The 13,610-nt window shown below is 67.2% G+C and carries 14 protein-coding genes; 10 read left to right on the forward strand and 4 right to left on the reverse strand.

Annotated elements, in window-relative coordinates:
- Positions 1–46: 46 nt before the first annotated feature.
- The 4 genes from I8N54_RS15135 to I8N54_RS15150 are packed head-to-tail and all read left to right on the forward strand — an operon-like array spanning position 47 to position 3,417.
- Positions 47–1,132 (forward strand): ABC transporter permease, encoded by a 1,086-nt coding sequence (locus tag I8N54_RS15135; RefSeq protein WP_140195987.1) that lies wholly within the window; start codon positions 47–49, stop codon positions 1,130–1,132.
- The gene (locus I8N54_RS15140) at positions 1,129–1,389 is read left to right on the forward strand and encodes a hypothetical protein (protein WP_140195989.1); all 261 of its coding nucleotides are present in this window, start codon (positions 1,129–1,131) and stop codon (positions 1,387–1,389) included. The genes I8N54_RS15135 and I8N54_RS15140 overlap by 4 nt, the downstream gene beginning before the upstream one ends.
- Positions 1,390–1,399: 10 nt before the next feature.
- Entirely contained in the window at positions 1,400–2,314 is a 915-nt protein-coding gene (locus tag I8N54_RS15145) for an ABC transporter permease (RefSeq protein WP_140195991.1), read from the forward strand.
- A gap of 26 nt (positions 2,315–2,340) precedes the next feature.
- Complete coding sequence (locus I8N54_RS15150) at positions 2,341–3,417, forward strand: BMP family ABC transporter substrate-binding protein (RefSeq protein WP_140195993.1); 1,077 nt, start codon at positions 2,341–2,343, stop codon at positions 3,415–3,417.
- 378 nt (positions 3,418–3,795) lie between these two features.
- Here the strand turns inward: I8N54_RS15150 and arsH are convergent, their stop codons facing one another.
- Both arsH and I8N54_RS15160 read right to left on the reverse strand, forming a co-directional pair.
- Positions 3,796–4,503, reverse strand: a complete 708-nt coding sequence (arsH, locus tag I8N54_RS15155) for an arsenical resistance protein ArsH (RefSeq protein WP_140195995.1) — start codon at positions 4,501–4,503, stop codon at positions 3,796–3,798.
- Positions 4,500–4,838, reverse strand: coding sequence for an ArsR/SmtB family transcription factor (locus tag I8N54_RS15160; RefSeq protein ID WP_140195997.1), 339 nt, complete (start codon positions 4,836–4,838; stop codon positions 4,500–4,502). Before I8N54_RS15160 ends, arsH begins: the two co-directional genes overlap by 4 nt.
- Positions 4,839–4,950: 112 nt before the next feature.
- Here I8N54_RS15160 and I8N54_RS15165 point away from each other — a divergent pair, with 112 nt between their 5' ends.
- Positions 4,951–5,706, forward strand: a complete 756-nt coding sequence (locus I8N54_RS15165; protein WP_140195999.1) for an SHOCT domain-containing protein — start codon at positions 4,951–4,953, stop codon at positions 5,704–5,706.
- Between the two features lie 52 nt (positions 5,707–5,758).
- Here I8N54_RS15165 and I8N54_RS15170 read toward each other — a convergent pair whose 3' ends face one another.
- Positions 5,759–6,202 (reverse strand): CBS domain-containing protein, encoded by a 444-nt coding sequence (locus tag I8N54_RS15170; RefSeq protein WP_140196001.1) that lies wholly within the window; start codon positions 6,200–6,202, stop codon positions 5,759–5,761.
- A 116-nt stretch (positions 6,203–6,318) separates the two neighbouring features.
- Here I8N54_RS15170 and I8N54_RS15175 point away from each other — a divergent pair, with 116 nt between their 5' ends.
- The 5 genes from I8N54_RS15175 (at position 6,319) to I8N54_RS15195 (ending at position 10,969) form a co-directional block, all read left to right on the forward strand.
- Positions 6,319–7,260, forward strand: a complete 942-nt coding sequence (locus I8N54_RS15175) for an aldo/keto reductase (RefSeq protein WP_140196003.1) — start codon at positions 6,319–6,321, stop codon at positions 7,258–7,260.
- A complete protein-coding gene (locus tag I8N54_RS15180; protein ID WP_140196005.1) occupies positions 7,257–8,333 on the forward strand; it encodes an NAD(P)/FAD-dependent oxidoreductase in 1,077 nt (358 codons plus the stop codon). Before I8N54_RS15175 ends, I8N54_RS15180 begins: the two co-directional genes overlap by 4 nt.
- Complete coding sequence (locus I8N54_RS15185; protein ID WP_231592690.1) at positions 8,330–9,115, forward strand: glycoside hydrolase family 25 protein; 786 nt, start codon at positions 8,330–8,332, stop codon at positions 9,113–9,115. The genes I8N54_RS15180 and I8N54_RS15185 overlap by 4 nt, the downstream gene beginning before the upstream one ends.
- A gap of 53 nt (positions 9,116–9,168) precedes the next feature.
- A complete protein-coding gene (locus I8N54_RS15190; RefSeq protein WP_140196007.1) occupies positions 9,169–9,927 on the forward strand; it encodes a DUF4336 domain-containing protein in 759 nt (252 codons plus the stop codon).
- Positions 9,928–10,045: 118 nt separating this feature from the next.
- Positions 10,046–10,969: an HNH endonuclease gene (locus I8N54_RS15195; RefSeq protein ID WP_140196009.1), complete on the forward strand. Its 924-nt coding sequence runs from the start codon at positions 10,046–10,048 to the stop codon at positions 10,967–10,969.
- A gap of 124 nt (positions 10,970–11,093) precedes the next feature.
- Here I8N54_RS15195 and I8N54_RS15200 read toward each other — a convergent pair whose 3' ends face one another.
- Positions 11,094–13,592, reverse strand: coding sequence for a GcvT family protein (locus I8N54_RS15200; protein WP_140196011.1), 2,499 nt, complete (start codon positions 13,590–13,592; stop codon positions 11,094–11,096).
- Positions 13,593–13,610 lie beyond the last annotated feature (18 nt).

Here is a 13,610-nt window from a genome sequence, read left to right on the forward strand (position 1 = left end):
CTGCCTCCGGCGGGAGTATTTCCGGCCAGATGAAAGAGCTTGCCCGATGATCCGGCTGGAGCGTCGCCCCCGCCCGTCCACCACCTGGACCTACGCCACGCCGCTTCTGGCCGTGGCGCTGACCATTCTGTTCGGCGCGGTCCTGTTCGCCATGCTCGGCAAGGACCCGTTCGTCGCGATCCGCACGATCTTCTGGGATCCCCTCTTCTCCGAATTCGCCTCCTTCTACCGCCCGCAACTGCTGGTGAAGGGCGCGCCGCTCGTCCTGATCGCGATCGGGCTGTCCTTCGGCTTCCGGGCCGGCATCTGGAACATTGGCGCGGAGGGGCAGTACATCATCGGCGCGCTCTGCGGCGCGGCGGTCGGCCTCGCCTTCTACCCGATGGAGGCGCGCTGGCTGATCTTCCCGTTGATGATCGTCAGCGGCGCGTTCGGCGGGTTCCTCTGGGCGATGATCCCGGGCCTGCTGAAAGTGAAGTTCGGCACGAACGAGATCCTCGTCTCGCTCATGCTGGTCTACGTCGCCGAGGCCCTGCTCGCCGCCATGGCACTGGGCGCGCTGCGCAATCCGGAGGGCATGGGCTTTCCCGGCAGCCGCAACCTCGCGCAGTGGTCGTCCTCCTCCAACCGCGAGATCTGGGTGCGCACCGGCATCCACTGGGGCGTGATCGCCGCCGTCGTGGCGACCATTGGCGCCTATGTCGCGATGGCGCGGCACATCCTCGGCTTCCAGATCCGCCTGACCGGGCAGAGCCCCCGCGCCGCCGCCTTCTCGGGCGTGAACCCGTCGCGGCTGATCCTGACCTGCCTCGGCCTGTCGGGCGCGCTCGCCGGTCTTGCCGGCATGTTCGAAGTCGCCGGTCCCGCCGGGCAGGTGAGCATCGACTTCAACGTCGGCTACGGCTTCACCGCGATCATCGTCGCCTTCCTCGGCCGGCTGCACCCGGTCGGCATCCTGCTCGCCGGCCTGCTGATGGCGCTGACCTACATCGGCGGCGAGATCGCGCAGAGCCAGCTCCAGCTGCCCGCCGCCGCGATCCAGCTCTTCCAGGGGATGCTGCTGTTCTTCCTGCTCGCCGTCGACGTGCTGACCCACTTCCGCGTGCGCCTCGGGCGGAGGGCGACCGCATGAGCGCCGGCGCCTTCGCCCTCCTGATCCTGCTGCTGGTGGCAGCGCCGCTCGCCTTCTGGCCGCCGGCCGGGATCATGATGATGACCGCCTACGCGACGCAGCCGGTCTGGTCCGTCGCGGTCTCCGCCCTCACCATCGCGGCGGCGATCTTCGCCGACCGCCGCATCGGCGGCCGTGCGCTCGGGGCGCTTGTGCTCGGCATTCATCTCGGCTCTGCCCTCTCGTTCCTGAGATGGGCGAAGCTCATGGCGGCGTAAGGGGCAGGACATGGATTTCGGATCGATCAACCCCACCCTGCTCATCGCCTCGCTGATGGTCGCGGCGACGCCGATCCTGCTCGCCGCGCTCGGCGAGCTGGTTGTCGAGCGCGCGGGCGTGCTGAACCTTGGCGTCGAGGGCATGATGATCACCGGCGCGATCTGCGGCTTCATCGCGGCGGTGACGACCGGCTCGCCGATGCTCGGCTTCCTCGGCGCGGCAGTCGGCAGTGCGCTGCTGTCGCTGCTGTTCGCCGTGCTGACGCAGATCCTGCTGTCGAACCAGGTCGCAACGGGCCTCGCTCTGACGCTGTTCGGGCTCGGCCTGTCCTCGCTGCTCGGCCAGGGCTACGTCGGAATGCGCGCGCCCTCCCTTCCGAAGGTCGACTTCGGCGTGCTGGGCGAAATCCCCTTCTTCGGCCGCGTGATCTTCGGGCACGACCCGATGGTCTACATCTCGCTGCTGCTGGTCGCCTGCGTCTGGGCGTTCCTCAAGTTCAGCAGCGCCGGCCTGATCCTGCGCGCGGTGGGCGAGAACCACACGGCGGCGCACGCACTCGGCTACAACGTCGTGGTGATCCGCATCGCGGCGATCGCCTTCGGCGGCGCCTGCGCCGGACTCGGCGGTGCCTACCTCAGCCTCGTGCGCGTGCCGCAATGGACCGAGGGGATGACCGCCGGGGCCGGCTGGATCGCCCTCGCGATCGTGGTCTTCGCAAGCTGGCGCCCGTGGCGGCTGCTGCTCGGCGCCTACCTGTTCGGCGGGGTCACCGTCCTGCAATTGAACCTGCAGGCGGGCGGCATCGCCATCCCGGTCGAGTACCTGTCGATGTCGCCTTACGTCATCACGATCCTCGTCCTCGTCCTGATGTCCGCGGGCCGCGCCCCCGGCAGCCTCGGCAAGACCTTCCACGCCTCCACCTGAGGCCAATCATAACCAGGGAGATAGCAATGAAACTCAAGCATATCCTGACCGGCACCGCCCTCGCGGCGATGGTCGCGATCCCGGCCTTCGCGCAGGACGACACGACCACCGTCGGCTTCGTCTACGTCGGCCCCGTCGGTGACGGCGGCTGGACCTACGAGCACGAGCAGGGCCGCCTCGCCGTCGAAGAGGAATTCGGCGATTCCGTCGAGACGGTCTATGTCGAGAACGTGCCCGAGGGTCCCGACGCCGTCCGCGTGATGCAGCAGATGGCGCTGAACGGCGCCGACCTGATCTTCACCACGTCCTTCGGCTACATGGACCAGACCATCGAGGTCGCCGAGCAGTTCCCGGACGTGATGTTCGAGCACGCCACCGGCTACAAGCGCGCCGACAACGTCGCGACCTACTCCTCGCGCTTCTATGAAGGCCGCGCGGTGCAGGGCCACATCGCCGGACAGATGACCGAAAGCAACGTCATCGGCTACATCGGCTCCTTCCCGATCCCCGAGGTCATCCGCGGCATCAACTCCGCGTACCTCCACGCCAAGGAAGTGAACCCCGACGTCGAGTTCCGGATCATCTGGGTCTACACTTGGTTCGATCCCGCGAAAGAGGCCGAGGCCGCCCGTGCCCTGATCGACCAGGGCGCCGATGTCGTGCTCCAGCACACCGACTCCACCGCGCCGCAGGCGGCCGCTGCCGAGGCCGGCGGCGTCTTCACCTTCGGCCAGGCGTCCGACATGCTCGAGTTCGCGCCCGAGCCGCGCATCTCCTCCATCATCGACAACTGGTCCCCCTACTACATCGAGCGGGTCCAGATGCTGATGGACGGCGAGTGGGAAAGCACCGACACCTGGGGCGGCATCGGCTCCGGCATGGTCGGCATCGGTGAGATCACCGAGGCGGTCCCGGAAGAGGTCCGCGCCTCCGCCGAGGAGCTCATCGCCTCCATCGGCTCCGGCGAGTACCACCCGTTCACCGGCCCGATCAACCGGCAGGACGGGTCCGAATGGCTGGCCGAAGGCGAGACCGCCGACGACGGCACCCTGCTCGGCATGGACTTCTACGTCGAAGGCATCACCGGCGAGATCCCGCAGTAAGGCTGCCCCGGATCGAGGCAACGCGGCCCGCCCTCACCGGCGGGCCGTTTTCGTCGCAAGGGTTTGATTTGGGACGGAAATTCAGCGCGCCGCCGTTCGGACACCTGTCCGAATTTCCCCGCGGGGAAGGGCCGTTTACCTCACCGGGTGCGCATTGAACGCGCACCCTACGCCAGGTTCGCAGTCCCCCAGGGTCATCCCAGAGCCCGTAGGGTGCGCGCTCGATGCGCACCCCGACCGTGCGACCATACCCACCGGGGACGTCCCTACCGCGCCACCGGGTGCGCATTGAACGCGCACCCTACGCCGGGCCCGCCGTCTCACCGGGTCGGCATCGTATCCATACCCGACCGCACGCCCGTCCCCACCGCTGCGCCCCTACCGCGTCGGCGCCTCGTTCACGCGCGTCATAAGCTCTTCCGCGCTTTCCTTCCGCTCGCTGTAACGATCCGTCAGGTGGGGCGAGATCTCCCGCGTCAGGAGGGTGAACTTCACCAGTTCCTCCATCACGTCGACCACACGGTCATAAAGCGCGGAGGGCTTCATCCGACCGTCCTCGTCGAACTCCTTCCACGCCTTCGGGACGGAGGACTGGTTCGGGATCGTGATCATCCGCATCCAGCGGCCGAGGATGCGCATCTGGCTCACCGCGTTAAAGCTCTGCGATCCGCCCGAGACCTGCATCACCGCCAGCGTGCGGCCCTGCGTCGGGCGGACGGCGCCCATCGACAGCGGGATCCAGTCGATCTGGCTCTTCATCACGCCGGTCATCGCCCCGTGGCGTTCGGGACTGGTCCAGACCATGCCCTCCGACCATTGCGCGAGGTCGCGCAGCTCCTTCACCTTCGGGTGGTCGGCGGGCGCATCGTCGGGCAGCGGCAGCCCGTTGGCATGGAAGACCCGCGTCTCGCAGCCGAAATGGCGCAGCAGCCGCTCGGCCTCCAGCGTCAGGAACCGGCTATAGGACCGCTCCCGCAGCGACCCGTAAAGCAGCAGGATCCGCGGCGGATGGGTGAACCGCTCGGCCGTCAGGCGTTCGATCGAGGGAATGCGCGCGGCATCGGTGAGGTTCGGCATATCGTTCATCGGGTAGCATCCGTCGGGAGGGGAATTTCGGTCAGGCAGAGGCCGGGCGCGCCCCCGCAGCAGTCGTTGACGAGAAAGCCGATCAGATCGGACAGCGTGTCGAAGCGGATGCGGTAGCGTACGAAGCGCCCTTCCCGGTCCGACGTCACGAGTCCCCCCCGTTCGAGGTGGGACAGGTGAAACGCCAGCCGCGAGGAGCTGACCCCGCCGACAGCCTCGCCCAGCAGACCCGCTGTCATCCCCTCCGGCCCCGCGGACACCAGCGCGCGCACGATCTGAAGTCGCGTCTCCTGCGACAGGGCCCCGAAGGCCGATATGGCGGCATGTTCATTCATCGTCTCAACATGTCTTGAGATATTGAGGCGGGTTAGCATAGTCAAGCCGCCCCCTGTATTGCCCGGCGCCGACCCTATATGGTCCGGCAGGCTGCTTAACCGGGAGAGACCCATGACCGCCCTGACATCCGAAGGCCAGAAACTGGCGTCCGACGCCGCCGAGCGTCATGGCGTGAGCGCCGGCGCGGCGGAGGCAGTCCTGACCGCCCTCGCGCAGAGCGGCGGCACGCAGGCGCAGTTCAACCACCCCGAGCTCGGCGGCATGGGCCAGTGGTCGCGCGGCGGCATGCTGATGATCGGCGACATGTTCAACAACGGCCTGAAGGCGAAGGTCGACGCGCTGTGCTCCGACCTTTCCGGCGGCATGCAGGGTGTCGAGGTCACCAAGGGCGGCGGCGCCGGGGGGCCGTGGGGCGGCTGGCCGCAGGAGCTTGGCCGCGCCGGAGCCACCGGTGCGCAGAACGGCGTGCGCTACGCGGTTTTCCCCGAGACGCGACGGCTGGCCATCGACGATGGCGGGCAGATGGCGGTCTACGACACCGGCGAGCATGTGATCGGCGGCGTCTCTCAGCAGCAGGGCTCTGGCAGGACGCTGACCTTCACCAGCCAACTCGGGACCGTCCGGGTCGAGGACCTGACCCGCGTCGCCGGGGTGGAGACGTCGCCCGATGCAACGTCCGGGCCGGATCGGGACACGCCGGTCGAGGCAGCGCTCGCCGACCAGACGCCGGCCCCCGCCGCCGCGAGCGCACAGGCCGGTGACGATCCGATCGCGATGCTGGAGCGGCTGGCGAAGCTGCGGGATGCGGGCATCCTGTCGGCCGAGGAGTTCGACGCCAAGAAGGCCGAACTCCTGTCCCGCATCTGACACTGCTTCGGTCAGCCGGCCCCGAACGGATGGCCGACCGACTCCGCCGCGCTCAGGCCTGATACATTCGCATGCCGGGCGCGGAATTGCGGAACGCCTCGAACCGCTCGGCCAGCAACTGGGTGATCGGCGGGATGTCCCGCAACGAGATCATGCCCACCACCTGCCCGTCCCGCTCGACGGGCAGGTGACGGAAGCGGCCCTTGCTCATCACCAGAAGCGCCTCGGCAAGAGTCGCCTCGGGCGGGGCGGTCACCGGGTCGGGGGTCATGATTTCTTCGGCCGTCGTCTCCGTCAGGCTGGCGTTGGCGCAGATGGCGCGGCGGATGATGTCGCGCTCCGTGACGATTCCGATCAGCTTGCCCGCCGGGTCGAGCACGGCGACCGCGCCGATCTCGTGGTCGTCCATCACCTGCGCGATGACCCGGACGTTGGTGGCCGGGGTCACGGAGTGAAGCGGTCTTTCTCCAATGGCATCAATCAAAGTCTTAGGCATTTCAAATAAATCCGTCTTTCAAACACGGCGACGGTAACATCCGGATGACCGGCTGCGAAGCAGGGATTTCCAGACCGGGACTTCCTTTGGATCGCGGCGCGTGGCAGCTTGCGCGCATGACCCAGACACACACGCTCAGAACCCTGTCCGGCAAGCCGCTCTCGGACCTCACCTTCGGCACGATGCAGTTCGGCGCCGGGGCCGATGAGGCGGAAAGCCGCGCCATGTACGATGCCTGCCGGGCGGCCGGCATCAACCATTTCGATACCGCCGTCGGCTATGCGGAGGGCGAGTCCGAGCGCATCGTCGGCCCCTTCGTGAAAGCGGAGCGGGAGGATGTCTTCCTCGCCACCAAGGTGGCGTTCGCCGGGGGCGCGGGCCGCGACAACATCCGCAAGCAGTTCGACCAGTGCCGCTCTCAGCTCGGCATGGACTCGGTCGATCTGCTCTACATTCACCGCTGGGATGGCGAGACGGCGCTGGAAGAGACGTTCTCGACCCTCGCCGAGATGCAGGAGCAAGGCGCGATCCGTCATATCGGCGTGTCGAACTTCGCCGCGTGGCAGGTGATGAAGGCGCAGGCCGTCGCGCAGACGCTGGGAACGCGGATCGACGCGCTCCAGCCGATGTTCTCGCTGGTGAAGCGGCAGGCCGAGGTCGAGCTGTTCCCGATGGCCAACGACCAGGGCATCGGCATCTTCCCCTATTCGCCGCTCGGCGGCGGCCTTCTGACCGGCAAGTACGCGCGCGGCGAAAGCGGGCGGCTGACCGAGAACGAGATGTATCGCAAGCGCTACGACGTGGACTGGATGCGCAAGGCCGCGGAGTCGCTGTCCGACATCGCAGAAGAGCTTGGCACGCACCCTGCGACGCTTGCCGTGGCGTGGGTCGCGGCGCACCCGAACGGCCCTTCGCCGATCATTTCGGCCCGGTCGATGGCGCAGCTCGAACCGTCGCTAGCGGCATCGGACTTCGCGATGGACGGTGCGCTGTTCGCACGCCTCGCCGCGCTGACGCCGGCACCGCCGCCCGCGACGGACCGGCTGGAGGAAGCATGACCGACTTCCTCGTCGTCGGCGGCGGCATCGCAGGCGCTTCTGCCGGCGCGCGGCTGTCGGAATTCGGCACGGTCACGCTGCTGGAGCGGGAAAGTTCGCTCGGCTACCACGCCTCGGGCCGGTCCGCCGCGCTTTACGAGGCGAATTACGGCCTGCCGACGACCGTCGCGCTGAACGTCGCCAGCCGGGACGAGCTGTGGTCGCGCGAGGTGCTGTCGCCGCGCGGGCTGCTGCTGCTCGGCAAGGCGGACGAGGCGGAGGCGTTCGAGGACGAGCGCCGGAAGATGAAGCTGGAGACGCTCGGCCGCAACGAGGCGCTCGACCTCGTGCCGATCCTTGCCGGTGACGTCGAGCGGTTCGCCTACGATTCCGAGGCCTGGGACATCGACACCGAGAAGTTGCTGCGCGGCTTCGCGCGGGAGATCACCGATGCCGGCGGGACAATCGTCACCGGGGCGACGGTCAGCGGCATCCGCAGGACCGCGACCGGCTGGGCCGTGACGGCGGGCGAGACCTACGAGGCGAAGGTGCTGATCAACGCGGCGGGCGCATGGGTCGACGGGATCGCCCGGATGGCCGGGATCGCGCCGCTCGGCGTGACGCCCTACCGCCGGTCGATGGCGCGCATTCCCGCGCCGGGCGGGCATGACGTGTCGCGCTGGCCGATGACCTTCGGCGCGGGAGAGTCTTGGTATTCCAAGCCCGACGCGGGCGCGCTCATCGTGTCCCCCTGCGAGGAGCACGCGGCGGAACCGCACGACGCCTGGGCCGACGACATGGTGCTGGCCGAGGGGCTGGCCCGCTACGAGGCCTACATGACCGAGCCGGTGACGCGGATGCTGGCGAACTGGGCGGGCTTGCGGACCTTCTCGCCGGACCGAAGCCTCGTGCTCGGCCCTTCGCCGCAGGACCGCAGCTTCGTCTGGAGCGCCTGCCAGGGCGGGTACGGCTTCCAGACCTCGGCAGCGGCGAGCCGGCTGGTGGCGGACCTCGTCGCGGGCCGGGCGCCGGAACTTGACGCTGATGTGGTCGCGGCGCTGGTGCCGGACCGTTTCGAAAAGGCCTTTTCATGAAGATGTTCCGCCGGGCCCTGCTGGCCCTTCCCCTGCTTGCGCTCGTGGCCTGCGGCGGCGCCCGCGCACCCGAGCCGGTAAGCTACCACGGCTCGTTGCGCGGCTACACGGACAACGACCCGCACGACTGGACGCGGTCGCCCTACGGGCTGGAGGTGCACGGCACCGACGCCTCTCGGCACAACGGTCCGATCGACTGGCGCGCGGCGGCGGCGAACGGCATGTCCTTCGTCTGGATCAAGGCGACCGAGGGTGGCGACCGGCTGGACCCGGCGTTTCATCGCAACTGGGAAGGCGCGGCGCAGGCGGGCATTCCGCGCGGCGCCTACCACGTCTTCTACTTCTGCCGCTCGGCCGCCGAACAGGCGGAGTGGTTCATCCGCAACGTGCCGCGCACCCCGGGGGCGATGCCGCCGGTGCTTGACGTGGAGTGGACGCCTCTGTCGCCCACCTGCACGATCCGCCCACCGAAGGAGCAGCTCTGGCCCGAATTGCGGACGTTCCTGCGGATGCTGGAGCAGCACTACGGCACGCGGCCGGTGATCTACACGGTCCCCGACCTGTTCGACGAGCGGGACATGAACCAGTTCGGCGGCTACGAATACTGGCTGCGCTCGACCGCCGCCCACCCGTCGGAGCGCTATCCGGGCACGCCGTGGACCTTCTGGCAATACACCAGCACGGCGGTCGGTCCGGGCTTCCAGAGCGAGCTCGACCTCAACGCGTTCAACGGCAACGCGGCGGGCTTCGCGCAGTGGTTCGCCCGGCGACAGGTGCCCTGAGCGTCGTCACGCAAAGGTTGTGAGCGGGGGGCGCACCGTGCCACTGATCGGGCATGGTGAAGGCCGACCCGCTCATCCCCTACGCGCCCCTCGGGACGCTGAAGCCCTTTGCGCCCGGTCTCTGGACGGCGGATGGCGGCGTGATCCGGATGGCCTACGGCGGTTTCAGCCTGCCCTTCACCACGCGCATGGTCGTCGCGCCGCTCTCGGGCGGGGGCCTGTGGGTATGGTCACCGATCGCGCCGACGGAGCAGTTGCTGGCCGAGGTCGCGCGGCTCGGGCCGGTGCGGCACATCATCTCTCCGAACGCGATCCATTACGCGCATATCCCGGCTTGGGCGGAGGCCTTTCCGGAGGCGAATGTCTGGGCCTCGCCCGGCGTGCGGGAGCGGGCGAAGAGCCAGGGGATCACGGTGCGCTTTTCCGACGACCTCGGCGAGCGGCCACCGGGCACTTGGGCGGAAACGCTGGACCAGACGATCTTCGAGGGGTCGCGGCTGCTGCGTGAAGTCGTCTTCTTCCACCGCGAGAGCCGCACGCTGATCGTCGCCGACCTGATCGAGAACTTCGAGCTGCCGCGCGTCCGGGGCCGGTGGCTGCGGACGCTGATGCGGATCGGCGGTGTCACGGACCCGGACGGGCAGATGCCGCGCGACCTGCGGCTGTCCTACCTCGGTCGCCGCAAGGCCGCGCGCGCCTCGCTGGAGCGTCTGCTCGACTGGGCACCGGAGCGCCTGATCCTCGCCCACGGACGCTGCTACGAGCACGACGCGACCGACGAGCTGCGCCGGGCGTTTCGCTGGTTGCTGTGATCCGGGAGATGGGAGATGGGAGATGGGAGATGCTGCAATCTGATCGAGCGATGAGCTAGCCCCCTGCTCTCAGATAATAAACTCTTGCATCCCTGACCTCACGGCCTTTCCTGGAATCATGGTCAAACTCGTTCTCCTTCACAAAGCCGACTCGATCTACGAGGATGAACCGGACGTCGTCTATGACTTTCCGCTCTCATACTTGAAGGCAGTGAAGGAAGCGGTGGGCGACTGGATCGTCTACTATGAACCAGTGAAGGCCGGGCCGCGTGGCTACTTTGCCGTCGCGAAAATCCAAACAGTGATACCGAAGCCCGGTACTGACGGGCGCTTCCTGGCCATGATTGAGCCGGGTACATTTCTCCCCTTCGACAGGGAGGTCCCGCGTCTGCTTGAAGGACGTCCGATGGAAATGTCGCTGACTGAGCCCGACGGTACTCCCAAAAGAGGGGGAGCTGTTCAGCTTGCAGTGCGGCGACTGCCGGAAGCTGATTTTGCTCGCATCGTTAACGTCGGCCTGCCGCAGGAATTGGAGCAGATCGAGGCGAGTCGGTACGATCCGACCGGTCGCGAATTGCATGAAACACTGGATATCTTCGAGCGGCCAGTGGTCGAACGTCTCATCCGGCGACCGTACCGCGAAGTCGCTTTTCGCCGAAAGGTACGAGAGGCCTATGGCTATCGGTGTGCGATGTCGGGGCTAATGCTTCGCAACGGCGGCGGACGACCGGAAGTTCAGGCGGCTCACATCAGACCAGTGGAAAGCCATGGCAGCGACTCCGTGAGGAATGGACTGGCACTATCGGGAACCCTCCACTGGATGTTCGACCGTGGCCTAATTTCCGTTGCAGACGATTGTGAGACGATACTCGTTTCCCATAATAAGGTACCTGGCGATGTTGTAGAGCGACTTCTGGTTCCGGACCATAAGCTGGTCAAACCTGATCACCGTCGAAATGCACCCCATCCGGACAATCTTCGCTGGCATCGCGAGAACGTATTTGGCCGAGCGCTGACCGGGGACGCTGTTCCCTGGGATTAGGCTCCGAAACCAACTCGCTGATCATATCGCCGAAAATCTGACAACGGCTAAAAGCTGGCAGCTTGCCCGGCTATCGAGAGCACTATCATTCTCGACGACCGGGCAAGAGTGAGCGTTAGGGGCGTCAGCCGTCCTGCCGGATCGTGCGGTTTTCCGGGTCGTAGGGAGAATCCTCGGTGATCTCTGCGTCCCAGAGTTCGTTCAGCATGCGCACCTTGAGCTTCGTGCCTGGCACCGCGAGGTCGGGCGTGACGTAGCCCATGCCGATGCTCTTGCCGAAGGCGACCGAATACCCGCCCGAGGTCAGGCGGCCGACGCGTGTGTCGCCGTCGTAGAGCGCTTCGCGGCCCCAGGGGTCGGCGTCGTCAGGACCGTCGATCAGGAGGGTCACGCACTTGCTGCGGATACCCTTGGCCTCCATCTCCGCCTTGCCGTGGAAGTCCTTCGAGAGGTCGACGAAGCGCGGCAGGTCGGCTTCGAGCGGCGTCGCGTCGCGGCCGAGCTCGTTGCCGAAGGCGCGGTAGGATTTCTCCTGCCTCAGCCAGTTCTGGGCGCGGGCGCCAACGAGCTTGAGGCCGAACTCCTCGCCCGCCTTGGTGAGCAGGTCCCAGAGGTGATTTTGCATCTCGATCGGGTGATGCAGCTCCCAGCCGAGTTCGCCCGTGTAGGCGACACGGATGGCGTTGACCGGGACCATGCCGAGTTCGATCTGCCGGGCGGAGAGCCACGGAAACCGCTTGTTGGACAGGGCGGTGTCGGGGTCGGCGTCCTTGATGACGGACTTCAGCAGGTCGCGGGACTTCGGCCCGGCGACGGCGAAGACGCCCCACTGGGTCGTGACGTCGTAGGCCGAGATCCAGCCGAACTCGCCGCGCTTGTCCTCGATCGCCTTCATCAGGAAGTCGCTGTCGTAGGCCGTCCAGGCGCCGGCTGAGACGAGGTAGTACTTGTCCTCGGCCAGCCGGACGATCGTGTATTCGGTCCGTGTCGTGCCCGCGCCGGTGAGGGCGTAGGTCAGGTTGATGCGGCCGACCTTCGGCAGCCGGTTGCAGGTGAACCAGTCGAGGAAGGCGGTCGCGCCGGGGCCTTCGACGATGTGCTTGGTGAAGGCGGAGGCGTCGATCAGGCCGACCCCCTCGCGGATCGCCTTCGCCTCATCCACCGCATATTGCCACCAGCCGCCGCGGCGGAAGCTGCGGGCGTCGTGGTCGAAAGTTTCGTCCGCATCGAGCGGGCCGTAGTAGTTCGGCCGCTCGAAGCCGTTCACCGTGCCGAACTGCGCGCCGAGCGCCTTCTGGCGGTCGTAGGCGGGCGCGGTGCGCAGCGGGCGGCAGGCGGGGCGTTCCTCGTCCGGGTGGTGCAGGATGTAGACGTGTTCGTAGGCTTCCTCGTTCTTGCGGGCCGCGTACTCGGTCGTCATCCAGCTGCCGTAGCGCTTGGGGTCGAGGCTCGCCATGTCGATCTCCGCCTCGCCCTCGACCATCAGGTCGGCGAGGTACTTGCCCGCGCCGCCGGCGGCGGTAATCCCGAAAGAGAAGCCTTCAGCCAGCCACATGTTGCGCAGCCCCGGTGCCGGGCCGAGCAGCGGGTTGCCGTCGGGCGTGTAGCAGATCGGGCCGTTGTAATCGTCCTTGAGGCCCACCGTCTCGGAGCTGGGGATACGGTGGATCATCGACATGTATTCTTCCTCGATCCGGTCGAGATCGAGCGGGAACAGGTCGGCGCGGAAGCTCTCGGGCACGTCGTATTCGAAGCGGGCGGGCGCGTTGCGCTCATAGGGGCCGAGGATCCAGCCGCCGCGTTCCTCGCGGACGTACCACTTGGCGTCGGCGTCGCGCAGCACGGGGTGCTGATCGTTGGTCTTGCGGTATTCGACGAGGGCCGGGTCGGGTTCGGTGATGATGTACTGGTGCTCCACCGGGATGGCGGGGATCTTGATGCCGAGCAGGCGCGCGGTGCGTTGTGCGTGGTTGCCGGTGGCGGTCACGACATGCTCCGCCTCGATCACGGTCTGCTCGTCGGAGGGGACGAGGTTGCCGCCCTTCTCGACCATCTTGGTGACCGTCACCTTCCAGGAGGAGCCGGTCCATTCGTAGCCGTCGACCTGCCACTTCCGTTCGATCGTCACGCCGCGCTGGCGGGCGCCCTTGGCCATCGCCATCGTGACGTCGGCGGGGTTAATGTAGCCGTCGGTCGGGTGGTAGATCGCGCCTTCGAGGTCGTCGGTGTGGACCAAGGGCCAGCGGTCCTTGATCTGGGCGGGCGTCATCCATTCGAAGGGGACGCCGCAGGTCTCGGCCGTGGTGGCGTAGAGCATGTATTCGTCCATGCGCGCCTTGCTCTGCGCCATGCGCAGGTTGCCGACCACGAAGAAGCCCGCGTTCAGGCCGGTCTCGTCCTCGAGCGTCTTGTAGAACTTGATCGAGTAGTCGTGGATGTGGGTCGTCGCGTAGGACATGTTGAAATAGGGCAGCAGGCCGGCGGCGTGCCAGGTCGAGCCGGAGGTAAGCTCGTCCCGCTCCAGCAACATCACATCGTCCCATCCGGCGCGGGCCAGGTGGTAGGCGATGGATGTTCCGACGGCGCCACCGCCGACGACCAGGGCTTTGACTTGGGTCTTCATGTCGCGCGACTCCCTCGG

The sequence above is a fragment of the Pelagovum pacificum genome (genome assembly GCF_016134045.1).
GTDB lineage: Bacteria > Pseudomonadota > Alphaproteobacteria > Rhodobacterales > Rhodobacteraceae > Oceanicola > Oceanicola pacificus_A.

Bases quoted from the DNA above. Each gene is read 5' to 3' on its own strand.
- I8N54_RS15135 (WP_140195987.1), top strand. From the start codon at position 47: ATGATCCGGCTGGAGCGTCGCCCCCGCCCGTCCACCACCTGGACCTAC.
- I8N54_RS15140 (WP_140195989.1), top strand. From the start codon at position 1,129: ATGAGCGCCGGCGCCTTCGCCCTCCTGATCCTGCTGCTGGTGGCAGCG.
- I8N54_RS15145 (WP_140195991.1), top strand. From the start codon at position 1,400: ATGGATTTCGGATCGATCAACCCCACCCTGCTCATCGCCTCGCTGATG.
- I8N54_RS15150 (WP_140195993.1), top strand. From the start codon at position 2,341: ATGAAACTCAAGCATATCCTGACCGGCACCGCCCTCGCGGCGATGGTC.
- arsH (WP_140195995.1), bottom strand. From the start codon at position 4,503: ATGAACGATATGCCGAACCTCACCGATGCCGCGCGCATTCCCTCGATC.
- I8N54_RS15160 (WP_140195997.1), bottom strand. From the start codon at position 4,838: ATGAATGAACATGCCGCCATATCGGCCTTCGGGGCCCTGTCGCAGGAG.
- I8N54_RS15165 (WP_140195999.1), top strand. From the start codon at position 4,951: ATGACCGCCCTGACATCCGAAGGCCAGAAACTGGCGTCCGACGCCGCC.
- I8N54_RS15170 (WP_140196001.1), bottom strand. From the start codon at position 6,202: ATGCCTAAGACTTTGATTGATGCCATTGGAGAAAGACCGCTTCACTCC.
- I8N54_RS15175 (WP_140196003.1), top strand. From the start codon at position 6,319: ATGACCCAGACACACACGCTCAGAACCCTGTCCGGCAAGCCGCTCTCG.
- I8N54_RS15180 (WP_140196005.1), top strand. From the start codon at position 7,257: ATGACCGACTTCCTCGTCGTCGGCGGCGGCATCGCAGGCGCTTCTGCC.
- I8N54_RS15185 (WP_231592690.1), top strand. From the start codon at position 8,330: ATGAAGATGTTCCGCCGGGCCCTGCTGGCCCTTCCCCTGCTTGCGCTC.
- I8N54_RS15190 (WP_140196007.1), top strand. From the start codon at position 9,169: ATGGTGAAGGCCGACCCGCTCATCCCCTACGCGCCCCTCGGGACGCTG.
- I8N54_RS15195 (WP_140196009.1), top strand. From the start codon at position 10,046: ATGGTCAAACTCGTTCTCCTTCACAAAGCCGACTCGATCTACGAGGAT.
- I8N54_RS15200 (WP_140196011.1), bottom strand. From the start codon at position 13,592: ATGAAGACCCAAGTCAAAGCCCTGGTCGTCGGCGGTGGCGCCGTCGGA.